The following is a 26,864-nucleotide window of genomic DNA, read 5'->3' as shown; positions in this document are numbered from 1 at the left end:
TCAATTTTGCGTGGGTTTATTAACCATAATTGTTATTAAAGCTGAAAAATATATCATTCGCTATTTAGGACGCACATCAGTGCGTCCCCACAGGTAGGAAATGTGAATTTATTTTTCTAGACGAACTGCATACCACTGTAAATATTGGTCTGGACCAAGATCTAACTCGCAACTAGTATCGAGTAAATGTTTTGCTTGAGCTTGAATAGAATCAAATTTTTTTAGTTCAGCAGGTAAATCTTCGGATTTTATTTGCTGCAAAATTCCCTCAAGCTTTTCTAGTAACTCTGGGGCTGTAAGGAATTTTTCTGTTTCGTTAGTTTCGAGGACAATAAAATTATCCTCCTGATACATCAATGAATCTGCCATAAAATAACTTTTTGTTGTGACTGTAAGTTCTGATGTAATGATATTATTTTATGCTGCGACGTAAAGCTGGTAATCCTGTTGTGTTGCTTTGAGAGATAAAACAGGAATTCTCAAAATAAAAGTATTGTGCTCTTAGACAATCAGGACTTACACGGATAATGAATTTACGTTATTACAAGGCTATGTTAGCGGTTAGCGTAAGCGTACCGGATCCGTAGGTAGCGGCTCCGCAGGTAGCGCAGCTAGAGCCTACGGCGACGGCGGAACCTCTAGCTATAGGTATTGCGTTTCCGCAAGAAAATAGTAATCCCAAATTCTTATTTGTAGGTTGTGAGTGCGTAATTTTAATTTTTGTATTGCAGCACCCTAGACAATAAAATATTTAGTCTATTTACAGCCCATAAAAATTTTATAGAGTGCAAAAAAATCAAAATTTATCTTCAAGTTATACTTAATAATATGGAAAATTTTAACTACTGAATTATTTTTATATAGAGAAAAATCGCTGAACCAATCAATAATTCAAACGCTAATTAGTAGATTTATTTAGTTATTTCAAATTCGATAAATTTCAAGCATGAGCTATGAGTTAACAAAGATATGTCAGGGCAATGATGACAGGAAGTAACATAACGCCCCCATCTGTTGGAAATAATTTCCCAATCGCCTCACTATACCTTTGTCATGAACTGATGATTTTTACTATACACCACGTTTATAAGGCGTATAGAGGATTCTTGTTATTGTTCGAAGATTATTCTATATAGATAACTAACTAATTTCAAAAGACAGTTTGTCGTAACTTAAATTATGACGATTAGTCAAACACATAAATGGTAGGAAAATCCTTAAATATAACTTAAATTCATAGAGAAAATATTAGTTTTAGTTGAATACACTACACTAATAAATAAAGTTTTTAATGAATATAATATTGCTATTATCGAATCGTAAATATACGCGCATAAGTTACCGGATATGTAGAGAGGAGCACAATGTTTGAGAATCTTCTTCCAGCTTTAAATGACCACAACCTACCATACCCGGATACTATTCATCCCATTGTTGTTCACTTTGTGATTGCAATGGTTCTATTTGCTTTTATCTGCGATTTAATCGGCTATTTTAGTGCGAATTCTCGTCTCTTGGAGGTGAGTTGGTGGAATATGTTCTTCGCTACGGTTTCTATCTTCATTGCCATTATTTTCGGTCAAATTGAAGCTGGTCTAGCACAAGCTTATGATGCTGTTGAACCAGTACTGAATTTACATACCCTAATTGGCTGGTCACTTTCTGGAATCATTGCAGCCATTACAGCTTGGCGTTATGTAATTCGCTTGCGCGATCCGAAAAAGATACCAATGTCTTACCTGGGAGTGGGATTGCTTTTAACGATGTTGGTATTTTTCCAGGTATATCTGGGAGACGAACTGGTTTGGGTATATGGATTACATACAGTCCCAGTAGTGGAAGCGGTGAAAGAGGGAGTCTTATAAAAGGGGGTCTTACAAATAAATGAACTCAGAATTAATTAAGCAGTTAACTTTAGGTCCAAACGGATTACCCTACACTATTCCGATTCATCCTAATTTGGTACACCTGACCCTTGGTCTATTTATCATTGCGATCGCTTTTGATTTCGTGGGTGTTTTCTTCCCTTTAGAAAAACCAGTATTTAAATTTTTTGCGATTCCTGCAACTCGTTCGGGCTTATTTGATGTTGGTTGGTACAACATGTTAGCCGCAGCTATTATTACTTTTTTTACGGTTGCAGCAGGCTTCTACGAAATTATGTTGGCGCAACCCCAAACAGAGGTTAAAAGTGCTTGGGGATTGGAAGCTATGGAAACCATGCTTTGGCATGGAGTAGGAGGTGTTGTTCTCTTAGCAATGATTATTGGAATGACAGTATGGCGAGGATTTCAGCGTTATTTGTGGCGTAAAGATACCTCTCGACAAGTGCAATGGAGTTATTTACTTGTGGGGTTATTCATCATGTTTATTATGTATGTCCATGGAACCCTAGGAGCACAGCTTGCAGCAGAGTTTGGCGTACATAATACAGCAGATAACTTGCTGCGATTGGGGCAAGACCCTAATGTTTTGTTGAAGTAAGAAGTAAGAAGTAAGAAGTAATGAGTAAGGAGTAATGAGTAAGGAGTAATGTTATTCCTCAATTCCCAGTCGCAAGTCGCCAGTCCCTATATGCCGCAAGGCGGCACGCAGTGCTATCCCCAATCCCTATTATTATGAAAACTCGCAATATTTTAATACTAGCTACAAGTGCCATTATTCTTGCTGTTGTTAGTTTTTGGATTGGACAGCAGGCTTATTCTTGGCTACCTCCTGAAGCTGCAGCAGAATCCATACTGGTTGATCGCTTATTTAGCTTTTTAGTGACTTTGGGTGCATTTATATTTCTCGGTGTGACTGGAGCACTAACATATTCGATTATTTTCCATCGCGCGGCTAAATACGATATGAGTGATGGTCCTTCTATAGAGGGTAATATCACCTTAGAAATTGTCTGGACTGCTATTCCTTTTGTCTTGGTATTGTGGATAGCCCTTTATAGCTACCAAATCTATGACCAAATGTCGATTCTTGGTCCAATGGAACATCACCATATGTCAATGGGTATGAAGTCAGCGATTGCTGAACCGATTTCTGAAACTTCAGAAACATCAAAAACAGCCCAAATTTCTCCTGAAAGAATCCCTGAAAGAATTCAAGTTACAGCAAAACAATGGGCTTGGGTGTTTAACTATCCAGGACAAAATATTAGTAGTACTGAATTACACTTACCTGTAAACCAGCGTGCTTATCTAACCCTTAGGTCAGAGGATGTCATACATGGCTTTTATATCCCCGCATTTCGGGTCAAGCAAGATGTGATTCCGAACGAAATAATTAATTTTGAGTTTACCCCTATTCTTGAGGGCAAATATAGGTTAAGGGATTCCCAATATAGCGGGACTTATTTTGCAGCCATGCAGGCTGATGTGGTTGTTGAATCTCCAGAAAAATATCAACAATGGCTCGAACTTGCTTCTAAACGCGAACCATCTCCTGCATTCAATCAAGCAGCATCTGAATACGATCGCAAATCAAATCAAGCAATTAATAGTGGTTGGGTGACAGTTAAACCAGCACAACCTCCAGTGGTTAATTATCATTAATGGGGATTGGGATTGGACATATAGCCAATAACTATCTCGCTTTAATCTCACTTCAAGCTTTATTTTTCCCTCTATATTCTCATCATTCTAGAAAGATTAATTTTTATCCTCTATCCAGAAGGAATTTTAGTTAATGACAAGCACTCAAAGCAAGAATACCGGAGTTGTGAGCGAAAAACATCATCACCCTCCAACCACCTGGAAAACTTACTTTAGCTTCAGTACCGACCATAAAGTTATTGGTATTCAATATACTGTTACTGCTTTTATCTTTTTCCTGATCGGTGGAATTTTTGCCATGATTATTCGCGGCGAACTGATTACTCCAGAATCTGACTTGGTAGACCGTACTATTTATAACGCCATGTTCACTATGCATGGTACGGTCATGCTGTTTATGTGGACTTTTCCAATACTAGCCGGTTTAGCGAACTACCTCGTACCTTTGATGATTGGGGCGCGGGATATGGCGTTTCCTCGTCTGAATGCTGTTGCTTTTTGGATGGTTCCGGTATTTGGAATTATACTTATGGGCAGCTTTTTAGTACCAGGTGGTGCAGCCCAAGCTGGTTGGTGGTCTTATCCACCGGTGAGCACCCAAAATCCTACGGGTAACCTGGTTAACGGACAATTCCTCTGGTTGTTAGCGGTGGCATTATCAGGGATATCTTCAATTTTAGGTGCAGTTAATATTGTTACAACAATTTTCCGGATGAGGGCTCCAGGGATGGGCTTTTTTCGGATGCCTGCTTATGTATGGACGGTATTAAGTGCCCAGATAATTCAATTATTTGGATTACCTGCACTAACTGCAGGGGCAATTATGTTGTTGTTTGATTTGACTGTAGGAACAACTTTTTTTGATGCAGCCAAAGGCGGCGATCCAATTTTATATCAACATTTTTTTTGGTTTTATTCCCATCCCGCTGTTTACGTAATCATACTGCCAATTTTTGGGATTTTTTCGGAAATATTTCCAGTTTATGCTCGCAAGCCTTTATTTGGTTACAAAGTGGTAGCAGTTTCATCTTTGATTATCACTGGTTTGAGCGCTGTGGTCTGGGTTCACCATATGTTTACTAGTGGTACTCCTGGGTGGATGCGAATGTTGTTTATGTTTTCCACAATGTTAATTTCCGTACCAACAGGTATCAAAGTTTTTGCCTGGGTAGGAACAATTTGGGGAGGTAAATTACGACTAGATACGCCCATGCTATTTGCTTTGGGTGGCTTAGTAATGTTTGTATTTGCGGGTATCACCGGTATTATGCTGGCAGCAGTTCCTGTTGATATTCATGTCAACAATACTTACTTTGTAGTTGGTCACTTTCACTACGTTATATATGGCGCTACGGTGATGGGGATTTATGCTGCTATTTACCACTGGTTTCCAAAGATGACTGGAAAGATGTATTACGAAGGTTTGGGTAAACTACATTTCTGGTTAACTTTTATTGGTACAAACCTCAATTTTTTCCCCATGCACCCATTAGGCTTGCAAGGAATGCCTCGTAGAGTAGCTTCCTACGATCCAGAATTTGCATTTTGGAATGTCATTGCTAGTATTGGCGGATTCTTGTTAGGAATGTCTACCCTACCATTTTTGCTTAACGTTATAAGTTCTTGGATTGATGGTAAGAAAGCACCGAATAATCCCTGGCGTGCGATCGGTTTGGAATGGTTAGTTTCTTCACCACCACCTGTAGAAAACTTTGAAGAACAACTTCCTATTGTGATTGCAGAGCCCTATGGCTATGGAAAGTCTGAACCTCTAGTAGCAAACGCTTCAGAACTTAACTAAAACTAGATTTTTTAAGTTGCTCTTACTACAAAACTTCAAATATAAGAATTAAGCAATCATGGCAAGTACAGACAACACAATGTCGCAGGGAGAAACAGCAATTGCATCATCTAATGAATTGCAATACGATCCTTCCCTGTTAGCCGAACACGAACATGATGAAGAAGGTAACAGCATGTTTGGCTTTATAGTCTTTCTGCTGTCGGAAAGTGTGATTTTCCTAAGTTTTTTTGCAGGATATATTGTTTACAAAACAAAAGCGGTTGAGTGGTTACCAGAGGGAATTGAAGGATTAGAAGTTAGAGAGCCATTTATTAATACAGTAATTTTGGTTTCCAGTAGTTTTGTAATTTACTTTGCTGAACGAGCGTTAAAAAAAGATAACCTTTGGGGTTTTCGCCTGTTTTGGTTATTAACAATGGCAATGGGTAGTTACTTCTTATACGGTCAAGCTGTTGAGTGGAATAGTCTGAAATTTGGTTTCACCTCTGGTACATTTGGCGGAACATTTTATCTATTGACAGGGTTCCATGGCTTACACGTATTTACTGGAGTTCTGTTGCAATCAATTATGTTGATTCGTTCCTTTATTCCCGGTAATTACGAAGGCGGTCATTTTGGTGTCGATGCAACTTCACTCTTTTGGCACTTTGTTGACGTAATTTGGATAATTTTGTTTGTTCTTATCTATGTCTGGCAATAATTAGGAGTCAGAAGTCATAAATCGGAAGTCAGGAATCAGAAGTCAGAAGTCAGGAATCAGAATTCACAAGTAATGAAATAGCAATTACCCATTACTCATTACTCATTACTCATTCTTATTACTTATTACCCATTCCCATCATGATTATCGATGACCAATACTACGATGTAATTATTATCGGTACAGGTGCAGGTGGAGGTACATTAACCCGCAAACTTGCACCCACCGGGAAAAAAATTCTCGTTTTAGAACAGGGAGAATTTTTAGAAAAAGAAAGCTCAGAACTAGTTGATGTGGAAGTTTTCAAAAAAGAAGACTTTCATGCACCCGAACAATGGTATGACAGCGATGGAGAACCTTTTCATCCCCAAGCAAGTTATTCTGTTGGTGGAAATACAAAGCTTTACAGCGGCGTACTACAACGAATGCGAGAGAAAGATTTTCAGGAAGTTCAACATCAAGATGGTATTTCTCCCCAATGGCCGTTTAAATATCAAGATTTTGAACCCTATTATACAGAAGCTGAGAAACTCTATCGCACCCACGGTCAAAAAGGTGAAGACCTTACAGAACCTCCTCATAGTGAAGATTACCCATTTCCTGTAGTTGATAGTCAACCCCAAGTTGAGGAAATTTGTCATAGCATCTCCCAACAAGGTTTGCATCCCGCTTACCTTCCTATCGGAATTGGAGACCAAGGACGAACTGACTCAGAAGATACGGGGGTAACTCCAGCAATCGTAAACTATAAAAATGTCACACTCAAAACTTCTGCAAAGGTTATTTGTCTGCATACTAACCCTTCAGGAAAAGTAGTCAAAGCCGTACAAGCAGAAATTGGTGGACGCTCCTACCTTTTTATGGGAGATATTATTGTTCTTTCATGCGGTGCAGTTAACTCCGCAGCTTTATTATTACGTTCGGCAAACGAAAAACACCCCCAAGGGCTTGCAAATACTTCTGATTTGGTCGGACGAAATTTAATGAAACAATTGATGACCGTGGTAGTACAACTTACCCCAACATCTAATTCTGGATTGTTTCAAAGAACCCGTTATATTAATGACTTTTATTGGGGGGATAAAGATTTTTCTTACCCAATGGGTCATATTCAAAATTCAGGTGGGATTTTACAAGATGTAATTTTTTCTGAGTCACCACCGATTTTATCTATTGCTGCTAAATTAATGCCAGGATTTGGGTTGAAACAATTAGCCAAACGTTCAATTGGTTGGTGGTTGCAAACTGAAGATTTACCAAGACCCAAAAATCAGGTGTATTTACAAAATTCCAAGCTTCACATAGATTACACCCCCAACAATACTGAAGCACACGATCGCCTGATTTATCGCTGGATTGATGTACTCAAAGCTGTAGATAAACATCGACAGAATATCTATCCCCGTGGCGAAACGCCCATTCAAGTATTAGCTCATCAATGTGGTACCTGTCGATTTGGAGAAGATCCAAAAACTTCAGTCCTTGACCTCAATTGTCGAACCCACAATCTAGATAATCTTTATGTTGTAGATAGTAGTTTTTTCCCTTCTAGTTCTGCAACTAGTCCCGCATTAACAGTTATTGCGAATGCTTTGCGAGTGGGAGAACATTTGATTGAAAGGTTAAAAGGTTAATTAATTGGTTAATGGTAATTGGTAATTGGTAATTGGTAATTGGTAATTGCTCTTTTTATTACTTATTACTTATTAGTTTTTACTCATTACTCATTACTTATTACTCATTACCAACAAAATTAACGGGGGCGTCCCAATGTCGTAATATACAAAACAACTTCATCCCCAGGAATACCTAATACTTCATTGACCTGGTCATCAAAGAAACCACCAATTCCACTCACACCCAAATTCAGGTGAATTGCAGCTAAATTAAGTTTTTGTCCCAAATGACCTGCATCCATATGCAGGTAGCGGTAAACGCGATCGCCATACAACGAAACAGCAGTTTTTAGATCCGCAGTGTGGAACAAAACTACCGCAGCATCACGCCCTAAATTTTGTCCCAGACAAAGAAAATGTAATTCTCGACGGAAGTTTTTAAAACGGATTTGTCTTAATTCTTGGGCTTTTGGTGCGTAATAGTAGCACCCTGACTCCAATCCTTCCACACCAGAAACAGCAATAAATGTTTCTATTAAATTCAGATCGCAATAATCGGGGGAAACATCTAAATTTTGAGCCGTGTAGTTTTGTGGCTGGTAAGTAAAATCTAGCAGAGCTTTGAGTTCGTCAAGTTTTAAATTATCACCACTGTAAGCGCGGGTAGAACGGCGCTTAAGAATAGTGTTTTCCAAACCTGTAAGTTTTGTAGCCCAATTGATAGGTTGTGTTGTAGCGGTAGAAATTTTTTGACAGAAAGGAAAATTATATTTATCCTCCGAGGGATTTTCTTTCTTGACAAAAGGTGGCTCAGTCTTATCTGTTTTACTTGCTGGGATGTAAGTAGCCTGATGAAAATAAGTTAATAATTCTCCATCAGCAATTTTGGGATAGTCTGTTTCAGTTGCTGAAGATAAAGAAGTTCTGGATGGAGTTAAATGTTGGTTACTGTCAAGTAAATCTGCTAAGGGAATAACTGCAGTTGACCCCTCTTGACTCGTGTCAAGATAAAGTATTTCATTTACTGCTTCATCAGCAAATCCGGCAATTAGGTGTGGACGATAATCATTCATCGCACTTGCCAGTTCGATATTACCCAATAAATGCCCAGTATCGAGAAAAATTCGCCGATAAGCCCTATCTTCATAGCGCCACGCCGAACGATAGAAAACAGCAGTTAAAATAATTGCTATTTCGGTTTTTTCTAAAGCCTCATGCTGAAAACAAGCTTCTTGTAAAGATTGCCAAACATCACTTTCCCAATAATGCATCAGGGAATGATTGCGAGATTGGTAGTTATACAATCCGGGTGGTAATAATCGCGTTCCACGGGATACTAGATATACTTCTGCTGGATATAAACCCCCAGCGCTGGGGGCAGCACGCAAGTATACAGCACTACCCATGGAAGGCATTCTGGCGGTTACTCCATAACTACAATGAAGTAACCGCGATAACCTCCGCCACCATAATTCATCAGGTCGATCCAACAACGCTTCTGGTTGTTCTTGAAGATAAGATTTTAGGTCGAAAGACGAACCAATTTTGTATTCTTTAAATGGTACTGGTTGTTTTGACCAGTCCAAACCTTGATTCTTTGCAGCTATAGTTTGCGGATCGTACTTTGTCCGCTCATGATAATGCTGCGCAATAGAAAGGCGTAATTCTGGCATAGGAGTTCAAATACGCGTCTGGTACATATCTTGGCATTCATTAGCCTTGTCATTTCGTTAGAATTCGTACAAACTGCCAATAATGGTAGTGTATGATTCTCAAATGATATTTGCACTCAGCGCTAAAAAGTAGCATTTTAAATATAGATTGGCTTTTCTGTCATCTGCCAAAATTTTAGCTTGAATTTACAAATACACAAGTGTTTTGTATCTGTTAATACTTTGCTTCTCAAGGTCTGATCTAGAGTTAATCTCGCAAGTAATATAATTCAAAGGTTATGAGCCTCATTATAAAAACTTTTGAAATATAACTAAACTTTTGAAATCTAACTACTGAATTTGAACTCTTTTAAAAACAATATCCTAAGGACAATAATTTATTAGAAAATGGTATATGTTTCCCATGTGAGTTATTGAACTTTTGGTGGGGGAAGAATCTTGCTGAAAACTGTTAAACAGTTAGTAGCACTAGAGGTTTGCGACAAATATGGAAATTAAATACCCACAAAAAGCTGTGACCACCCCTATCAATATTGATTTGAGTACCACATTTGTATCTGCATCAACAATACATCGGGAGTCTATTGAATCTAAATCTATCGAGTGTTAGCAGTTCTTCGTAATTCTCAATGTTATTGTCTAACGTTGACAATTCTCTAAATGTAAATAAGCCTAATTTCAGCAAAATAGCATAATAATACTGAGTTGAATGCGTAGTATTAAATCGTACCGCCAAATTCTATATCACCCTCTATTACTTGATTGGGGGTGGTTCTTTGCTTTTTTAGTAATGTGTGTTTTCAATGGTTGGTTGTTAAGAGTAGCCGAAGCAGGGTGGTATTTAATAGCTTTATTTATTATCTTTCCTCTATTCTTTACTTTTGGTCTTGTTTTCAAGAATAATCTGGCACTGATAACTTCTCTTATCCTTCCCCGTCTACTTTTGGCTGTAACTCTTTGTTTTTTCGTTAAGTTCTCTGATGTTCAATTTTCAGGAGTCACATCTTTTACGATCGCACTTTTTTGTATAAACCTTGTTTTCTTTACCTTTGTAGCATATTTTGTAGCACGAACGAGAGGGATCCTCGTTCCTGCGCTAATAGTCACATTAGCAATATTCCTATGGATTTCAATTGGTTGGGAAGTGGTCTTTGACTTAGTGTGGTACTGCAATTTTATGATTACTGTTAACAAAGCAGGAAGAAAGCTACGCCAAACTTTTGATAGTTTTTTCGGTGCAATGATAGCTCTTACTGGAAGTAGTGGGTTGGGAATATCTCTTGGTTGGATTGCAGCGAATTTTAAGCTATAGAGTTTTTACAATTATCAGTTAAAGCCTGATTTTGCGGTAAAATCATACCCTTGCAATGATATCAGGATGCTTGCTGACAGGAGAAGCTTCTATGGCTCGGATGTATTACGATGAAGATGGAAATTTAGACCTTTTAGCTGAAAAAACTATTGCCATAATTGGTTTTGGCTCTCAAGGTCACGCTCATGCTCTCAATCTCAAAGATAGTGGCATGAATGTCATTGTGGGGCTTTATCCTGGGAGTAAGTCGGCGAAAAAAGCAGAATCTGCAGGTTTAACGGTCAAAAATGTGGCAGATGCTGCAGCTGCTGCTGATTTTATTATGATTCTTTTGCCTGATGAGGTACAAAAAACTGTTTACCAACAGGAAATTGCACCCCATTTAAAAGAAGGAAATATCATCGCTTTTGCTCACGGTTTTAATATCCATTTTGGTCAGGTGGTTCCACCGGATAATGTTGATGTGGTGATGGTCGCACCTAAGGGTCCCGGTCACTTAGTTCGCAGAACTTACGAGCAAGGACAGGGAGTTCCATGTTTATTTGCGGTGTATCAGGATGCTAGTGGACAAGCACGCGATCGCGCGATGGCTTATGCGAAGGGTATTGGTGGTACTCGCGCAGGTATCTTAGAAACTAGTTTCCGTGAAGAAACCGAAACAGATTTATTTGGCGAACAGGCTGTTCTTTGCGGTGGTTTGAGTGCTTTAATTAAAGCCGGATTTGAAACTTTAGTAGAAGCAGGCTATCAGCCAGAATTAGCTTACTTCGAATGTTTGCATGAAGTAAAACTAATTGTTGATTTGGTCGTTGAAGGTGGATTGGCGCAAATGCGTGATAGTATCTCCAATACGGCTGAATATGGGGATTATACTCGCGGACCTCGCATTGTGAATGACCAAACCAAAGCCGAAATGCGGAAAATTCTCTCAGAAATTCAATCCGGTCAATTTGCACGGGAATTTGTGTTGGAAAACCAATCTGGTAAACCTGGATTTACCTCTATGCGTCGTCAGGAAGCAGAGCACCCAGTTGAAGAGGTAGGTAAAGATTTGCGGGCGATGTTTAGCTGGTTGAAAAAAGTGTAGAATTTTACTTCCACATCTAATTCGAGAATATCGATCAAGAACTAAATTATCCAATTAATTCGATTCTGGTAGGAGTATTATATCGCTCCTACCTTTGGATATTTTTTTAGTTTGTGCTTGTATCTTTTTCTAATTTCTCCAAAGCTTTCCTGGTACGTTCGTGGGGTTTTTGTTTCGGTTGCCAAGCAGGGAATAAACCAATAGTAAATTTGTTTATAGTTGTACGAGTATTGTAGCTAGCAGTTTTTAAGGGTTCTGGTAAAACTGAATCGCCGAGAGCAGTAAATAATAAAAAAGCTAGCATTAACAGGAAAATACTGGGTTTTATATTCATTTTTTATGTTTTATTTTTAATTTAAATTTATTTTGCTTTTAGGTTACCCAGCTAATTTGAAAATATTTCGTTTGTCTCCCACTTATTTTTAACCTGGGAAGCCAGCTTATTAATCAACTACAGTTGGTACTGATTTCAGTTGTCTTGGTAAACCAAGATTGTCCTTTTTTGGCGGTTACTAGTTGCAGGTACAAAATTATACTTAGGGCTTGCTGAAAAAGTAGACTTTCGCGACTCTAGAAGCCACAAAGCTTGCAAAATATTAGTTTCATCCCGCTTGTTTCTAATTTACCCAGGGATATCGGGGACTAAAGTGCAAGGTTTTTGAAACTCTAAACGTTATTTCCTTGCATCTATTTGGGATAAAAAAGCTTAAAATCCTTGCCTGCTATAGTTTTTAATTTAATTCAGCAAGCCCTACTTATAAAATTACTGCAAAAACATATGCTCAAGTTATTAACTATTTTGCTCTTCCTTTTACCTCTTGGTTTAAGTAACCCAGTCAAAGCACAATCGCAGAACACAAAACTTTTACCATTTTTCGATAATGTCAATAACCCAGTTCCCGTGGGTTTTCCTCCAGGAAAAAATTTAGATATTTCCCCTCCTGCACCCAAGCTAAATTCCTTCGATCTAGCAATACTCAAAACCTGTGGGGCAATTGGAACACGAGTCAAACCCAAACGATTTAAACAACTTTTATCTCAGTATCCAGATGTAGTAGAAAAACTCCAACAAATAACAGCGGGTGAGTTACGTCCAGGTCGCCGCAGTAGATCGGAGTTTATCAATGATCTAACCGATATTTGGTTTAAACGTAAAGGTTTTGAACATATATTTTGTGGTGAAATTTATAACCAAAATGATATTGGTGGCTTGCATTTTTACGGTAGATATTTGCAGCTGCAACAACAAGAAATCGGTGGAAGATTACCAAACAATACTCGAAGACAGGAAGTTGTCCCAGGTATCATTTACACCATGGGTGTAGTAATTAAGCAAAAGGGTCGTACCGTCACAGATGTAATTAAAGGTTACGGTTATTTGAGTAACGCCTTAGAAATTCTTTTGGACGTCACCCAAATTCATAAACTTCAGGAAAATTCTGAAGGTGCATGTATTTACCAGGTTCGCGATCGCGATACGGGAAAAACTTTTCCAGCGGTATTTGTTAGAAGAGAACAAGCAATAATTACTTTTTACCCGGACGCGACTCCTAAAGGAAGACAATGTAAAACAAAAAGCAAAATATGATCATAAATTTAATTTGTTTACAAGCTTATACTTGTGATTAGTTCTTGAAATTCTTTACTTGTTTTAATAGCGTCAAAATCTGAATCTGTTTGAGCAAAACTCAGAAACTGTCCAGGACTTATGTGAAGAGTTCGTTCTAAATAATCAAGTGCTAAATATTTTTTACCTTGCAACGCTGCACAACAAGCACAATTGTACCAAGCATATTCATCTTCTGGATTCAGTTTTACTGCTTTTTGGTAACTTGCGATCGCATCTTGATAACGTTGGAGAAATCTAAAGGTATCTCCCTGCTTATAATGACTCCAAAAATCATCCGGACGAATTTCTAAAGCGCGATCGTAACTGAGTATTGCTTCATCATATCGACCCAATTTTCTTAAAGCATCACCACGTCGAAACCATCCCCAATAATCATTACCGTAGCTAGATAAAGCTTGATCGTAACTGGCGATCGCTTGTTCGTATTTACCCAAATGTCTTAAAGCATCCCCAAGGCGAAAACACGCCCAATAGTCATTTTTGCGGATAGTGAGGGCATTCTCAAATGCTGAAATTGCTTTTTCAAATTCGTCTAAATCTTCTAAGAATATGCAGCCTTGATTGTATCGACTCCAATAATCATAGGGACGTAACTTTAAGGCTTTCTGAAAACTAGTAATTGCTTCGTGATAATATCCTAATTCCCGTAAAGCACTACCTCGGTCGTACCATAACCAATACTCATCAACACCATTAGCCACTGCTCGGTCGTAGCAAATTACCGCTTCTTCATAAAACCCTTTTCGCTCCAGATTTTTACCTTCTTGATACCAAAAATAACGATCTCGACCGATTTGAGGTAAACTACCTTGCATATTAACAGGACTAGCTTTAACCATATTCAATTCCCCTAAATAGTTATCCTCGCTACAAAAAAGTATATTCTTTTTTTGTTTGAACGACAGTCAGAGATAATAACGACAGTCAGAGATAATTTTGAAATGCATCACATCACAAAAATTCCCCAGTTATCCAACTTAAAAAGGAATTATTAACCTCTGAAATCATACGAGATAAGGCTTCTCTTGCTTAGATATGTTTCCTAATCAGTTTAGAAGCCCTATCCCCTGAAAAAAAATAGGAGACTTAAACAAAAATTATCGGTTTTGGTCGCGTTTACAGTAATTAAAAATAGTTTTTAAGGTTTAAACTGCTTTACTCCTTCCCAAGCAGAATTTACTTCCTCCTCGAAGAAGTCTGTTAAGGAATGTCCCCAACTGCTTCGAGAATGAATGGGACGCATAAACGGAATATCATCAACGTCTGGTTCTGTCATTGCAGGATAAGTACTTGGTTCGTAATTTGGAGTAGGAGAAGCTGCAGGTTCAAAATTTGGTTGGGGAACGTTCCCAAATTCATTATTTCCAGGACTTGGTGTTGCAGCTGGTACGGGACTATTAAATGTTGGTTCGGGAGATTTGGTTTCAAAAGATGTTCCAGCTGATTGTGCTGCAAAACTAGGATTTGCAGCAGTTGGCGACATATTTTCCATTCCTGTTGCTGTACTAATATTTGCACCGGATGTTAAGGGATAAATACGTTGCACTGTCAGTTCAGCCCGTTTTTCCTTAAAACCTTCGGGACGTTGAATTGTACTCATTCCCAAACGTCCTTCCAAGATCACTCGATCGCCTTGATGATAATTTTGTTGGATTTCTTTGGCTGTATTACGCCAAGCAACCACTTTTAAATTAGATGGACTTTCTCCTTCTCGCACAGATGCGAACTGCACCATCATCTCCATGACTTCCAAGTTATCGGAGGTGTAGCGTAGTTGTGGTGGTTGAATAATTTCCGCCATTAAAATACAACTATTCATGACATTAGCCCTGTTTTCAAATCGATTTGTACTAGTTCCTTTGAGCCACTCATTTACTCTCAAGAGAGGGTTAAGTGTGGAAGATTAATAATCTTCCTAGTCCTCTTAACCTAACAAAAGCGGATATTATTGTACGAAGAAACATTATATGATTCCTTTTTTGTTCTTTCCTTTTGTGATTTTTTTTAACATCAATCCTTAAAATCATTCCAATCCATGTAGTACCTTAGTACTATTTAATCTTAAATGCTCCGCTTACAAGAATAAAAATTAGGACTCACGCAACCTGCACATTTTTCGTCTAGGGTGCGTGACAATTGCGTAAGTCTTGAAGATATGAATTAATAGCAGATTACAGGATATTGCTTTAGCCATAACGCACCGCGAGCAAAGCTACAACAGCCCATAACTTTATAATTTAAATTAAATTGCTTACCAATAAAATATTTGACTAAAAATAAATTATACGGCTTGCAGACTCCTACTATATTATGGTATTCGTATCCTCTAAACTCTATCTTTAAAGGGTCTCAATGGTAATCGTAGTATCTTGACATCTAAAATGAAATCATCTTTTCAGTAAAAAATGTATCTATAGGTAAAATATTTTAGTCAGTAAAATTAATTTATGAGCGGTTATTGGTTATTGTTTGCCATCGATACATACTATTAACTGTTTTTAGTCATAATTAACTAATGTTCGAAAGCTAAAAATTATCTTAAATTCTTGTGGCGCAAGTTATTTTAGAAAATATTTACAAAAGTTTCCCCCGACGTAAAAGGGAAGCTAGTATTTCTCCATCAGGCTCGAAAGATCTAACAAAATATAATAGAGATTATTCAAATGGCAATCGTAACGAAAATGTTAGTGTATTGCGGCGAATTAATTTGTCAGTAGCTGATGGCGAATTTATGGTGTTACTTGGTTCTTCTGGATGTGGTAAAAGTACACTTCTACGTCTGATTGCTGGGTTGGAACCGATCGCAAGCGGTAATATTTGGGTAGGGAAGGATTTAGTAAATAATCTCTCTGCAAGAGAAAGAGATATTGCAATGGTCTTTCAAGACTACGCTCTTTATCCCCATATGACGGTCTTTGATAATATAGCTTTTGGTCTCAGACTCAAGGAACAACCAGAGAAACTCCAACCCTCAACAAATTTTTGGCAAAATTTACTGTCAGGTGGGGCAAAAAAAATGCCCGAAGAATTACATCATAATTCTCATAATTCTCGTCAAGAAAAATTCATTATAAAAAAAGTTTATGAAGTAGCCGAATTGCTACAAATAAAAGAATTATTACATCAATTCCCCAAAGAACTATCTGGAGGACAAAAGCAAAGAGTTGCATTAGGTAGAGCGATCGCGCGCAACCCTAAAGTATTTTTGATGGACGAACCACTTTCTAATTTGGATGCAAGATTGCGAGCAGAAACCCGCGCCCAAATAGTTAAACTACAACGTCAATTAGGAATTACAACAATTTATGTGACCCATGATCGCACCGAAGCAATGACAATGGGCGATCGCATTGCAATTTTAGATCGCGGACAAATTCAGCAAGTAGCCCCTCCACTGGAAATTTACAACCGTCCAGCAAATTTGTTTGTAGCAGAGTTTATTGGATCGCCACCGATGAACTTTATCCCTGTAATTTTTCGCGCACCGTTATTAATCACTCATGGTGATTTTCGTATGACTTTACCGGCGACATGGGAAAATGCTTTACAAAAATATGATGGATGTAGCTTAATTTTGGGTATTCGTCCAGAAAATTGGAGTATTGGGGTACCTGCAACCAAAAATTTGCCCGCACAAGTCGAATTGGTGGAAAATCTGGGAAATGATGCTTACATTTCTTTTAAACTTTTACTTTCAGACTCTCCAGAACCTGACTTTTCCAGAAGAAATAATTTGCTACAAGCGCGAATCTCTCCAGAGCGCATACTTCAACTTGGTGAAGAAGTTTGGTTATCAATAAATCCTGAAAAAATTCATTTTTTCGATCCTGAAACTAAATTAGCAATTTTCCCTCGAAGCCGTTCCCTATCTTTGCCATTTGAAAGCTAATATTTTGCTCATTTTCAGATATATTGAAGAATTTTTTGGGAAAAATTTTTCCCTTCTCTCTGCTCTCTTACCAGAAAATTAACATATCTAAATCCATACAACTTATACGATAAACTCCAGTTTTAATGCTATGAATACAAGTCATTACTTGAATCTGATGCATCAAACCCACAACTAAATACGGTGTAACCACTCCGCAGACTAGTCATGGGTTTTTGCTAGGATGCATCGAGCAAAAAAGCTTATCTCTAAGCCATTCTTGCTTTGTTTTCTGTCAGATCCAATAACATAAAAACTGGAGTTTCCTTGGAAGGAAATGCAGGATTTTGGCAGGTTGATTTTTATGCGATCCACCAACACAGTAGATACAATCGGTTTAGTTTATGGATTATATTTTTTAGTTAGTCGCTTTTCTGGTAAATTCAGCTTTTTACGAAACTGAGGACTGTACACAGCTTTTTCCCAGTTTTTCGCTTGTTTAATTTGTTCCGGAGTTAAATTAATTGCTTCTCCTAATGTTTTGTCCCACAATGTGGTGTCGCTAAGGTCTGCGTTCAAAAGTTTGGCTCCACTAAGATCTGCACTTCTAAGATCCACACCACTAAGATTTGCATTTCTGAGGTCTACACCACTGAGATCCGTAGCTATAAGCTTAGCCCCGCTCAAATCAGTGTGCATTAGCTTCGCTCCACTCAAGTCAACTCCGCTAAGGTCAACACCACTGAGATCCACACCACTGAGATCGGTTCTTCGAAGTTCAGTATGTCTGAGTTCTATATGCTTGAGGTCTTTGCGTTTGAGATTCCTACCACCCAGTTCGAGAGTAGTAAGTTCTGGATTATCTAACTTTACATCGGTGATAGTAGCAACACCAAATAAAACAGCTATAACAGCAGGAATTCCAACTAAAGCGTTCAATCCTAAACTCGAATATTTTCTTGCTTTGACCTTAAACTCTTGCTCTAAATCCAGCCCCCCAAAGCTTAAAATATCCTGGTGAATCTTACTTGCTGGTTCTCCCATAATATTTTCCATAGCTACAAGATATTCTTGGTAAGCTGAATCAAAACCTTCCTCCCATAACTGCCAAGAAATATCAATATTCGTTTTTGGTCTTGACAAATCCCTATTAATAATCAGGGTTCTTTTTTCCCTAGCTTTTTCAACTTTTCTTCTTAAGGAGTCGCTCATTCCCATTCGAGCTATCCTTGCCTTACATCCATCGGAATGCTTTTTAATACCCTTAATTAATGCCTTATAGTATTCATTTGATTTTGTCATAAAACCTCACAGGAGTTAGGAAACCATCCATTCTAGGAATGAGAAAAAAGCGGTCAAACCGAGAACAACTTGAGTTGCATTCGCTACAGCCACCTAGTTACTGTTAATGGGTATCCTAAGGTGATAATGCTGACCAAGAGGAATGAGAAGTGTTTCTTAAGCGTCAGTTAGTTAATTGTTTGATAATTTGTACCAGCAAGAACGTTCTCACTAGGGCAAGTAACATAAGCTAGAATGGAAACCCGAACCTATCAGATTTGAGAACGACATAAGCTGACTTAACTGACGATACAAACAAAACATTTAAAACTCCTAGCCAAGGCATTTTGAAAACACACAATTTGCAATTAAACTGTAACTCTTACCCCAATAGAGTTTTAGAATCATATACTAGGAACATATTCCTTTAGTGAAAATGGGGTTTTTACCCTCATTTTTAGTTACAGTAAGTCGTCATTTAAACGACCTAAAATAACACTCTGAAGCTGGATATGTTACTAAAAAGTTCGTCAATTAAACGAGCTTTTGAGTCAAACGAATGAAGAGTATCTTAGCCGAATTATATACCAATACATTTTAATTAATAGCGTGCCTGCCATCAGGATGTATCAGTTTTCTTTTATCACTCTCTAAAGAAAAAATAAAATCTTTGCAATGTAAGACTTTCAGGCAAAGCTATAGTTCTAGTAAAATAATCAGAAAATAAATCAATAAACCCTTGCTAGTTTCGCGGGCAAAGATTTTTGATATTTATTTTATTTGACTGACCAAACATAGTTAATTACCGCTTATTTGCAAGCAGGTATATACCAAATTCAAAATTTATACCAAATATAGTGAAATTAATAAATCTTGATCCTATTATTTTATTTTAGGGACTAAGTTTTTGTTTTAAGGCAAAGCCGTGTGACTAACGTCACGCTGTCGCTAACATCGCAGACGCTTCTAACGCTAGACGCTAATGACTTGCTCGTATCACTATTTTCCCAACCTCACTTTTCATAGGGACGTAGGATCCTACGTCCCTAAAATTATTGGCAATAGTAATTATTGCAACAAGGCACTACACTTGGTTTTCCAACTAGGTTTAGTTTCTAAACTTCGGTGGTTACTTGTTCTTCTTCTTTCTCAACAAATTCCTGTACGCGGGCGCGATATTCTCTTAGAGCTTCATCTGCCCATTCGCGATCATTGCCATTTACATACAAATGTACTATTGGCTCGCTAGCATCCGGTAGAACTAATACCCAATTATCTTCGTAGGGTTGACAAATCTTCACTCCATCAATCAATTCAAGGTTTTGGGCTGGATGAGTTTCTACTAAATAACGCATTAATGCTCCTTTAGCAGTCCAGGGACAACGAATGGTGTAGTTTTTGTGCATCAAGCGAGGTAACTCTGCTCGTACTGATACTAAAGATCTTTCTTGAATTGTCAGCATTTCAACCAACTTGGCAATGCAATACATAGCATCAAATCCCGGATGTAAGTCAGGAAAAATGAAGCCTGTATCACCGCTACCACCTAAAACTACATTGGGATTTTTCTGTGTTGCTTCCATCAAAGCTGTGGGGTTTGCCTTGGTGCGAATGACTTTACCATCATGGCGACGGGCTATTTGTTCCACAGCAGAGGAGGCATGAACTGGTACAACCACGCTTCCTCGAGGATTAGCTGTAAACACCATGTCAACCATTAATGCTGTCAGCATTTCACCACGAATCGGCATACCTGACTCATCTACTAGAATCAGCTGCTCCCCATTGGCAGATACCTGAACGCCAAAATTTGCTTTTAGTGCTTCCACTACGTGACCCAACTGAGTTAGTAGTGCTTCCCGCTCATCGCCTGAGATAGCAGTTGTATTTAAACTAGCATTTAGTACAACTGCATCTGCACCAAACTTATTTAGCATTTGTGGCAGAACAGCACCAGATACTGCGTATACATAATCAATAACCACCTTCGACCGACTATTGCGAAGGGTATCAACATGCAACAGATTTTCAAAGGCGTTACAGTAGCGATCTATAACTTGGCTGGGATAGGACACATTACCTATCTCATGAATTTGCGATCGCCGCATATCCTCTTTGAAGTAAGCTCCTTCAATTTTCTTTTCTTTGGATTTGGGAATATTAATTCCCTTTGCATCCATAAACTCAATCAGAATATAGTCGGGGCGATGGGGATGAACGCGAACGTGAATACCACCAGCAACATCTATCATTGGTATGACGGTTCTGGCGATCGGTATAGCCGCAGCATCTAGGTTTTGAATATTTACACCTACTGACATCAAGCCAGCGATTAAAGATCGCGTTACCATTCGTGAAATATTACGTTGGTCACGGGAAACTGTTACCTGAGAACCAGGTTTTAAAGTAGAACCAAAAGCGGCTCCCAATTTAACTGCAAATTCGGGAGTAATATCAATATTGGCTAAACCTTGCACCCCTCGTTGTCCAAACAGATTTCTTTGGGCCGTATTACCCCAAATTAAATTGATATTTAGAATTGCTCCAGATTCAATTTTCTTACTGGGCCATACCCTTACAGAAGGACTGATTTGCGCTTCTTCTCCTACGGTTGACAGGGAACCGACAACTGCACCTTCAAGAACGCGAGCGCGTCTGTCTACACGGGTACCACGGGAAATTACACAAGCTGACAACTGAGCTTCTTCACCAATAATTGCCCCATTCCAAACAACCGGGCGTTTGAGATTGGCATCGGCACCAATGGTTACATTATCGCCAATTACCGTTCCCGCTTCGATGTGAACTCTGGCACCAATTCGACAATTATCGCCAATGATTGCTGGCGCTTCTATTTCAGCACTAGGATCGATAAAAGTATTCTGACCGATCCATAAGTCAGAAGATTCATCTTTTTTATAGGCAAAATCAGCTTCTACTTTACCCGCTAAGATATCGTATTGTGCCTCACGATATGCTTCCAAATGACCGACATCACACCAATACCCTTGGGCAACGTAGCCATACATTGGCTCTCCTTTCTCCAGCAGTAAGGGAAATAATTCTTTGGAGAAATCACATTCTTGGTTAACAGGTAAATATTCTAAAACCTCTGGTTCAAGGATATATGTTCCTGTATTGACAGTGTCAGAGAAAATTTCACTAGTAGAAGGTTTTTCTAAAAAGCGATTAATCCGACCTTCTTCGTCAGTAATAACCACTCCAAACTCGATTGGGTTAGGAACACGGGTCAAAATCAATGTAGCTTTTGACTTTTTCGACCGATGAAAATCAATTGCTGCTTGGAGGTCAAAATCTGTGATACTGTCGCCACTAATAACCAAAAAAGTATCGTCGAGAAGCTCGGCAATATTTTTGACGCACCCTGCCGTACCCAAAGGTTGGTCTTCCTCTACCGCATAGGTAATTTGTACGCCGAAATCACTGCCATCTTGAAAATAATCTCTCATCGAGTCGGGCAGATAATGTAATGTTGCAACAATTTCTGTAATATTGTGCCTTTTGAGAAGATTGATGATATGTTCGGCGATTGGTCGGTTGAGAATGGGCACCATAGGTTTGGGCAGATCGCAAGTTAATGGACGCAGTCGTGTTCCAGAACCGCCTGCCATCAGTACTGCACGCATAAATCCTCCATGTAACAGTTTGCACCATTCGATGCCATTTGAACTATAGGATATTTGTATCCCTATATATTTAGTGTCCTATGAATGAGGTTATTTGAAACACTTAAACAACATTCATTACTCAAAAAATTTGCTGGACATGTCCGCTACCGTAACTTGTTTCTTGATAAAAAACCAACTCGATAAAGCAATCGTGGCTTATAAATCTTTGAGATTTAAGTTTCTTTTTCAGAATAGTTTCGGATACGATTAATGAATCAAGAGTGTGAAAAAAATAATCAGGAATCGAGATATTGATGAATAATGTACCGAGCCTTAGCTGGAAATTTGATATTATTTTGGAATAAATTTTCCGATCAATAGGTTAAAAGAACAGGATTCAAGGACTAAATATTTTTTGGCGAATAATTAACTAATTGTCTCTGTTTCATGCTTTCCCATATATTTCACTGTCTTAGTAAATATCACTATGACCAGCACATCACTGAAAGTAAAAGTAAAACTATAAAATATCCTTTCATTTTGCCAATAAATATCCCAAATACTGAGAAAATGTTATTTGCCTGGCTTTTTTCTTAAATGTTCAATACAGTTAAGTCAATTCGGTATTAAAAGATTTAACTATTCAGGGAGTTGATTTTATGAGCCAAATTATTGCTATATTATTAATCATTGGTTATTTTGTTGGTGCGAGAAAATTCTGGAAAGGATTTAGAAATACAAATTTTTCTCCTGAGACAAATCGCCTTTTTTTATCATTGCTTTGGCCTATTTTATTTGTGGCAAATAAATCTTATCGGAAGAATTTTAAAAAGGCATTAAAAGATTAGAGAATCTATCCACTTGGCAATCAAATACCTTCCACTCATATTGAAATCTGAACAATACTCAATTCGTAGATATTTATTAAGGATTTGCAAGGAATATGGGTTTATACCCTGCATTTGACTTGTGATCAACAGTTAAAATGCAGGGTTTTGCTGTGGGCTTATTGTTATTTAATCTTGGCAAAATTTCTTGGTAAAATTTGAAGGTACCCTTTTAATGTGCCCTTTGAAAATATCCATTGTAATTTTCAAGCTGTGTCCTGAAGATAGAGCGAACATCCGGAGGATACAGCCAGTAATGCTTCAAAAAGCCTGAATCCATTCTTTGACAGTGTACTCAGTCCAAATACCGTTTTTCCAATACGGATCGTTTTCCACTAATTGACGCACAGTCCCTTCATTTTCGGCTTCATAAATTCCAAAAACTTGAGTCGTATCCTTTGTGGGACCAAGGGTAATTAATACTCCTTCTGCTTTTTGTTTTGCAAGTCCATCTAAATGTGCTTGACGATAGGGAGCACGTTTTTCCAGAACATTTTCGCAGTAGCTTCCCCACATGATGTATTTAGCCATGGCTTTTTTCAGTTATCAGTTATCAGTTATCAGTTATCAATTATCAGCTATCGTTGGTTGTTATCCAAAAAACTCTACTTCTTCTGGAACTATAAGCTAGTAATGGTTCCCTAGACGAGGTGTAAATAAATTTCAGTCGAAAAAGGTGCGACAAAAGCTTATAACTGATAACTGATAACTGATAACTGTTAACTTCTCAGTTCGACACCAAACTTCTCAACTAAAGTATCGCGAACTTTTTGATGTACTGGTTCAACTTCTGTATCAGTTAAAGTTCGATTCTCTGCGCGATAAATCAAGCGAAATGCTAGACTGCGTTGTCCTGTGGGGACATTTTCCCCACGATATTCGTCAAATAATTCTACGGAACTAAGTAAACCTTTACCTGCTTTAGTAACTGCTTTTTCGATTTCAGCAACTCTGATATTCACAGGTGCATAGAAAGCTAAATCGCGATCGGAAGTGGGATAATTGGAATAATTTTGGAATTGTGGAATCAGAATTTCATCGGAGTCAAGAGCATCCAAGAGTACTTCCAGATCCATCTGAAAAACATAGATCTCATCTGGTAAGCTGCGTTCTTGTCTAAATTGGGGATGCAGTTGTCCAAAAATACCCAGCTTGTTACCACCCAACCACAGGGAAGCTGTACGACCTGGATGAAAACGACCATCGCTACAATCAGGTTGATATTCAACCTGCAAACCCATTTTGTCAAAGACGCTTTCTAAAACTCCTTTAGCTTCGTACCAAGTCATGGGTTCTCTGCGATCGCTTCTAGTCCATCTACTGGAAGTAGTATCGCCACCCATTATTCCAGCGATTGCTTCTTCTTCTTTTAAGCCATCTTCTGTTTCGTAGAACAAGCTCCCAATTTCAAAACCGTTGAGATCGCCGTTTCCTTGTTCTAGATTGTACTTATAAGCATTAACTAACCCAAAAATTAAATCGGTTCGCAATGCCGAATATTCTGAAAGCAGGGGATTGGCTAGTACTATTTGTCTTGATTCCCCTGGCTTGACCAAAGAATAGTGCATTAATTCCGTCAATCCTTCAGCACGGAATGCTGCGCGCAAGCAGCGTTTTAATTCTTGGTCTAATGGTAAATAACCAGCTTCTGATTCCTCTGGTAGGGTATCGCAGAAGTTATCGTAACCATATAGACGAGCAATCTCTTCAATTAAATCGATTTCTCGCTCCAAATCTCGATAACGATAGGAAGGAACGGAAACCATCCATCGTCCTTCATCTTCTAAAGTTAATTTGCAACCCAATGTGGTAAGAATTCTTTCTACATCTTCGCTAGTTACTTCTGTATTTTCCTCTTGGGAGTTGGTTGGTCCTAAAATTTGATTTACCCGTTCCAAACGTAATTCAATGGAACGAGACCAACTAGAAGGATCTGGGCGACTGTCAGAAACAGCTTGGTAAACAATATTTCCACCAGTTAACTCTTGCAATAACAATAAAGCTCGATTGCAAGCGATTTCCAATTCTGCACGATTTACTCCCCGTTCGTAACGACCAGAAGACTCGCTGCGCAAACCAACACTGCGGGAGGAACGACGAATCGGAACATTATCAAATAATGCAGCTTCTAAAACTAAATTTTGCGTACCTTCATGAACTTCTGTTTCCTCTCCACCCATAACACCCGCGATCACAACAGGTTGATCGCCGGCAGTAATTAATAAGTTTTGGGTAGAAAGTTTACGCGTTTGACCATCTAAAGTTTTGATTTCTTCCCCTGCATTAGCAAAACGTACGCCAATAGTAATATTTTGCTTTCCACCAGCTACAACCTGCAAGCGTTCTCGGTCGAAAGCATGTAACGGCTGTCCCCATTCCAACATTACATAATTAGTGATATCCACGACATTATTAATCGGTCGCACTCCAGCTGAACGCAAGCACTGTTGCAACCAATCAGGAGATGATGATATTTTGACATTTTCAATGATCGTACCAAAATATGCCGGACAAGCTTTTTTATCCTCAACATTAACGTCCAAAGTGCTTATATCTTGAGAAAAAGCAACTTTTCCAGGTAGGGGTAAACTGAGTTTTCCGCCAGTCAATGCAGCAACTTCCCTAGCCACACCAACCATACTTAAAGCATCAGCTCGATTTGCTGTAGTAGTTACATCCAAGACAACATCATCTAAACCCAAGAGGGGACGAACATCACTACCTAATTGCAAATCTTCCCCAGTAAAAATATGAATTCCGTCTATATCTGCAGGTAAACCAAGTTCCTTCAAGGAACAAATCATCCCGTAAGACTTAACCCCGCGTAATTTAGCAGGTTTAATTTTTAAATCTATATTGGGTAAGTAACAACCCACAGTTGCAACTGGTACGTATATATCTGAGCATACGTTGGGAGCACCGCAAACAATATTTAAACTTTCACCAACACCAACATCAACTTGACAAACACTCAACTTGTCTGCGTTTGGATGGGGTTCTCGTTCTATAACTTTTCCTACTACTACACCATCAGCCCAAGTCCGACGATCTTCAATATCTTCGACTTCAAACCCTGCCATTGTCAGAGTTTCAGCTAATTCTTCTGGGTCAAGCTTTAACTCTACCAGTTCCCGCAGCCAATTGAGAGAAATACGCATAAAATTTGCTGGCTCGTTCTAAAAATTTTAATGATTCCTCTAATTGTATGCAGAATTCACTACTCATTGGTTATTTGTCACTGGTCATTTGTTCCTTGCTATTTTTAGGAGACAGTTGTTCGCGTATGACTAACTATTGGCATTGGAGAATCTAAAACCGATTTTAATGCCTGAATTAATTCTTGTTTGCTGAAGGGTTTAGTTAAGTAGATATCTGCGCCCTGTCTCATTCCCCAAATTTTATCTATTTGTTTGTTTTTGGAACTGCAAATGACGATTGGTAAATTTTGGGTGACTGGGTTTCTTTTTAATTGGCGACAAAATTCAAAGCCGCTCATTCCGGGCATTACAACATCAGTTAGGATAATATCCGGTTGATAATTTTCTGCTTTGAACAATGCATCTTTTGCATCGCTAGCAGTAATAACATGATAACCACCATCTTGTAAATAAACATTCATCAACTCCAACTGCGATGGAGTATCATCGACAACTAAAACTGTAGCCATACAAGTACCCCCAACAAATCATTAAAATGGATAATTTTTGGACATCAATAATGTTGATGAACTTACATGTTCACCCAAGAATAAATACTTATTAGTATTCATCTTTAGTAATATATATTTCTCAACTTATCATTAAAATTAAGCATTAATCATGAAATAATC

The 26,864-nt window shown here is 38.3% G+C and carries 21 protein-coding genes; 11 read left to right on the top strand and 10 right to left on the bottom strand.

Annotated features, from left to right (window positions below):
* Positions 1–108: 108 nt before the first annotated feature.
* Complete coding sequence (locus QNJ50_RS06010) at positions 109–369, bottom strand: chlororespiratory reduction protein 7 (protein WP_300633179.1); 261 nt, start codon at positions 367–369, stop codon at positions 109–111.
* A 995-nt stretch (positions 370–1,364) separates the two neighbouring features.
* Here QNJ50_RS06010 and QNJ50_RS06005 point away from each other — a divergent pair.
* The 6 genes from QNJ50_RS06005 to QNJ50_RS05980 all read left to right on the top strand — a co-directional run bounded on the left by QNJ50_RS06005 (position 1,365) and on the right by QNJ50_RS05980 (position 7,686).
* On the top strand, positions 1,365–1,865 hold the full coding sequence (locus tag QNJ50_RS06005) for a DUF2231 domain-containing protein (RefSeq protein WP_300633177.1): 501 nt from the start codon (positions 1,365–1,367) through the stop codon (positions 1,863–1,865).
* Positions 1,866–1,884: 19 nt separating this feature from the next.
* The gene (locus tag QNJ50_RS06000) at positions 1,885–2,484 is read left to right on the top strand and encodes a DUF2231 domain-containing protein (RefSeq protein WP_300633175.1); all 600 of its coding nucleotides are present in this window, start codon (positions 1,885–1,887) and stop codon (positions 2,482–2,484) included.
* Positions 2,485–2,618: 134 nt separating this feature from the next.
* Positions 2,619–3,548, top strand: a complete 930-nt coding sequence (locus QNJ50_RS05995) for a cytochrome c oxidase subunit II (RefSeq protein WP_300633173.1) — start codon at positions 2,619–2,621, stop codon at positions 3,546–3,548.
* Positions 3,549–3,681: 133 nt separating this feature from the next.
* The gene (ctaD, locus tag QNJ50_RS05990; protein WP_300633172.1) at positions 3,682–5,349 is read left to right on the top strand and encodes a cytochrome c oxidase subunit I; all 1,668 of its coding nucleotides are present in this window, start codon (positions 3,682–3,684) and stop codon (positions 5,347–5,349) included.
* Between the two features lie 58 nt (positions 5,350–5,407).
* Positions 5,408–6,052 (top strand): heme-copper oxidase subunit III, encoded by a 645-nt coding sequence (locus tag QNJ50_RS05985; RefSeq protein ID WP_300633171.1) that lies wholly within the window; start codon positions 5,408–5,410, stop codon positions 6,050–6,052.
* Positions 6,053–6,192: 140 nt separating this feature from the next.
* Positions 6,193–7,686 (top strand): GMC family oxidoreductase, encoded by a 1,494-nt coding sequence (locus QNJ50_RS05980; protein ID WP_300633169.1) that lies wholly within the window; start codon positions 6,193–6,195, stop codon positions 7,684–7,686.
* 119 nt (positions 7,687–7,805) lie between these two features.
* On the opposite strand, the gene QNJ50_RS05975 is transcribed toward QNJ50_RS05980, so the two are convergent.
* Positions 7,806–9,341, bottom strand: a complete 1,536-nt coding sequence (locus tag QNJ50_RS05975; protein ID WP_300633167.1) for a SagB/ThcOx family dehydrogenase — start codon at positions 9,339–9,341, stop codon at positions 7,806–7,808.
* Positions 9,342–10,050: 709 nt separating this feature from the next.
* Between QNJ50_RS05975 and QNJ50_RS05970 the strand changes: the two genes are divergently transcribed.
* On the top strand, positions 10,051–10,653 hold the full coding sequence (locus QNJ50_RS05970; RefSeq protein WP_300633165.1) for a hypothetical protein: 603 nt from the start codon (positions 10,051–10,053) through the stop codon (positions 10,651–10,653).
* A 91-nt stretch (positions 10,654–10,744) separates the two neighbouring features.
* On the top strand, positions 10,745–11,740 hold the full coding sequence (gene ilvC, locus QNJ50_RS05965; protein ID WP_300633163.1) for a ketol-acid reductoisomerase: 996 nt from the start codon (positions 10,745–10,747) through the stop codon (positions 11,738–11,740).
* 106 nt (positions 11,741–11,846) lie between these two features.
* On the opposite strand, the gene QNJ50_RS05960 is transcribed toward ilvC, so the two are convergent.
* Positions 11,847–12,074, bottom strand: a complete 228-nt coding sequence (locus tag QNJ50_RS05960; protein ID WP_058183799.1) for a hypothetical protein — start codon at positions 12,072–12,074, stop codon at positions 11,847–11,849.
* Positions 12,075–12,518: 444 nt separating this feature from the next.
* Here QNJ50_RS05960 and QNJ50_RS05955 point away from each other — a divergent pair, with 444 nt between their 5' ends.
* Positions 12,519–13,328, top strand: coding sequence for an EndoU domain-containing protein (locus QNJ50_RS05955; protein ID WP_300633159.1), 810 nt, complete (start codon positions 12,519–12,521; stop codon positions 13,326–13,328).
* Positions 13,329–13,345: 17 nt separating this feature from the next.
* Here QNJ50_RS05955 and QNJ50_RS05950 read toward each other — a convergent pair whose 3' ends face one another.
* Together QNJ50_RS05950 and QNJ50_RS05945 are read right to left on the bottom strand one after the other, a co-directional pair.
* Complete coding sequence (locus tag QNJ50_RS05950; RefSeq protein ID WP_300633157.1) at positions 13,346–14,209, bottom strand: tetratricopeptide repeat protein; 864 nt, start codon at positions 14,207–14,209, stop codon at positions 13,346–13,348.
* Positions 14,210–14,508: 299 nt separating this feature from the next.
* Positions 14,509–15,189: a single-stranded DNA-binding protein gene (locus tag QNJ50_RS05945; RefSeq protein WP_300633155.1), complete on the bottom strand. Its 681-nt coding sequence runs from the start codon at positions 15,187–15,189 to the stop codon at positions 14,509–14,511.
* Between the two features lie 729 nt (positions 15,190–15,918).
* On the opposite strand from QNJ50_RS05945, the gene QNJ50_RS05940 reads away from it, so the two are divergent.
* Positions 15,919–17,259 (top strand): ABC transporter ATP-binding protein, encoded by a 1,341-nt coding sequence (locus tag QNJ50_RS05940; protein ID WP_300633153.1) that lies wholly within the window; start codon positions 15,919–15,921, stop codon positions 17,257–17,259.
* 381 nt (positions 17,260–17,640) lie between these two features.
* On the opposite strand, the gene QNJ50_RS05935 is transcribed toward QNJ50_RS05940, so the two are convergent.
* Both QNJ50_RS05935 and QNJ50_RS05930 read right to left on the bottom strand, forming a co-directional pair.
* Positions 17,641–18,540 carry a pentapeptide repeat-containing protein gene (locus QNJ50_RS05935; protein ID WP_300633151.1) on the bottom strand — a complete coding sequence of 300 codons (900 nt, stop codon included), beginning with the start codon at positions 18,538–18,540 and terminating at the stop codon, positions 17,641–17,643.
* Between the two features lie 1,094 nt (positions 18,541–19,634).
* On the bottom strand, positions 19,635–22,166 hold the full coding sequence (locus QNJ50_RS05930) for a mannose-1-phosphate guanyltransferase (protein WP_300633150.1): 2,532 nt from the start codon (positions 22,164–22,166) through the stop codon (positions 19,635–19,637).
* A gap of 641 nt (positions 22,167–22,807) precedes the next feature.
* Between QNJ50_RS05930 and QNJ50_RS05925 the strand changes: the two genes are divergently transcribed.
* Positions 22,808–22,996 (top strand): hypothetical protein, encoded by a 189-nt coding sequence (locus QNJ50_RS05925; RefSeq protein WP_300633149.1) that lies wholly within the window; start codon positions 22,808–22,810, stop codon positions 22,994–22,996.
* Positions 22,997–23,296: 300 nt separating this feature from the next.
* Here QNJ50_RS05925 and QNJ50_RS05920 read toward each other — a convergent pair whose 3' ends face one another.
* The 3 genes from QNJ50_RS05920 to QNJ50_RS05910 all read right to left on the bottom strand — a co-directional run bounded on the left by QNJ50_RS05920 (position 23,297) and on the right by QNJ50_RS05910 (position 26,702).
* A complete protein-coding gene (locus tag QNJ50_RS05920) occupies positions 23,297–23,566 on the bottom strand; it encodes a YciI family protein (protein ID WP_300633147.1) in 270 nt (89 codons plus the stop codon).
* 188 nt (positions 23,567–23,754) lie between these two features.
* Positions 23,755–26,193, bottom strand: coding sequence for a phenylalanine--tRNA ligase subunit beta (gene pheT / locus QNJ50_RS05915; protein ID WP_300633145.1), 2,439 nt, complete (start codon positions 26,191–26,193; stop codon positions 23,755–23,757).
* Between the two features lie 104 nt (positions 26,194–26,297).
* Positions 26,298–26,702 (bottom strand): response regulator, encoded by a 405-nt coding sequence (locus QNJ50_RS05910; RefSeq protein ID WP_300633143.1) that lies wholly within the window; start codon positions 26,700–26,702, stop codon positions 26,298–26,300.
* Between the last annotated feature and the right edge of the window lie 162 nt (positions 26,703–26,864).

Source organism: Mastigocoleus sp. MO_188.B34 (genome assembly GCF_030065675.1).
Lineage (GTDB): Bacteria > Cyanobacteriota > Cyanobacteriia > Cyanobacteriales > Nostocaceae > Mastigocoleus.
This window is presented reverse-complemented; position numbering and strand designations above follow the sequence as displayed.

Coding starts and splice junctions, on each gene's coding strand:
- QNJ50_RS06010 (WP_300633179.1), bottom strand. CDS start 369: ATGGCAGATTCATTGATGTATCAGGAGGATAATTTTATTGTCCTCGAA.
- QNJ50_RS06005 (WP_300633177.1), top strand. CDS start 1,365: ATGTTTGAGAATCTTCTTCCAGCTTTAAATGACCACAACCTACCATAC.
- QNJ50_RS06000 (WP_300633175.1), top strand. CDS start 1,885: ATGAACTCAGAATTAATTAAGCAGTTAACTTTAGGTCCAAACGGATTA.
- QNJ50_RS05995 (WP_300633173.1), top strand. CDS start 2,619: ATGAAAACTCGCAATATTTTAATACTAGCTACAAGTGCCATTATTCTT.
- ctaD (WP_300633172.1), top strand. CDS start 3,682: ATGACAAGCACTCAAAGCAAGAATACCGGAGTTGTGAGCGAAAAACAT.
- QNJ50_RS05985 (WP_300633171.1), top strand. CDS start 5,408: ATGGCAAGTACAGACAACACAATGTCGCAGGGAGAAACAGCAATTGCA.
- QNJ50_RS05980 (WP_300633169.1), top strand. CDS start 6,193: ATGATTATCGATGACCAATACTACGATGTAATTATTATCGGTACAGGT.
- QNJ50_RS05975 (WP_300633167.1), bottom strand. CDS start 9,341: ATGCCAGAATTACGCCTTTCTATTGCGCAGCATTATCATGAGCGGACA.
- QNJ50_RS05970 (WP_300633165.1), top strand. CDS start 10,051: ATGCGTAGTATTAAATCGTACCGCCAAATTCTATATCACCCTCTATTA.
- ilvC (WP_300633163.1), top strand. CDS start 10,745: ATGGCTCGGATGTATTACGATGAAGATGGAAATTTAGACCTTTTAGCT.
- QNJ50_RS05960 (WP_058183799.1), bottom strand. CDS start 12,074: ATGAATATAAAACCCAGTATTTTCCTGTTAATGCTAGCTTTTTTATTA.
- QNJ50_RS05955 (WP_300633159.1), top strand. CDS start 12,519: ATGCTCAAGTTATTAACTATTTTGCTCTTCCTTTTACCTCTTGGTTTA.
- QNJ50_RS05950 (WP_300633157.1), bottom strand. CDS start 14,209: ATGGTTAAAGCTAGTCCTGTTAATATGCAAGGTAGTTTACCTCAAATC.
- QNJ50_RS05945 (WP_300633155.1), bottom strand. CDS start 15,189: ATGAATAGTTGTATTTTAATGGCGGAAATTATTCAACCACCACAACTA.
- QNJ50_RS05935 (WP_300633151.1), bottom strand. CDS start 18,540: ATGACAAAATCAAATGAATACTATAAGGCATTAATTAAGGGTATTAAA.
- QNJ50_RS05930 (WP_300633150.1), bottom strand. CDS start 22,166: ATGCGTGCAGTACTGATGGCAGGCGGTTCTGGAACACGACTGCGTCCA.
- QNJ50_RS05925 (WP_300633149.1), top strand. CDS start 22,808: ATGAGCCAAATTATTGCTATATTATTAATCATTGGTTATTTTGTTGGT.
- QNJ50_RS05920 (WP_300633147.1), bottom strand. CDS start 23,566: ATGGCTAAATACATCATGTGGGGAAGCTACTGCGAAAATGTTCTGGAA.
- pheT (WP_300633145.1), bottom strand. CDS start 26,193: ATGCGTATTTCTCTCAATTGGCTGCGGGAACTGGTAGAGTTAAAGCTT.
- QNJ50_RS05910 (WP_300633143.1), bottom strand. CDS start 26,702: ATGGCTACAGTTTTAGTTGTCGATGATACTCCATCGCAGTTGGAGTTG.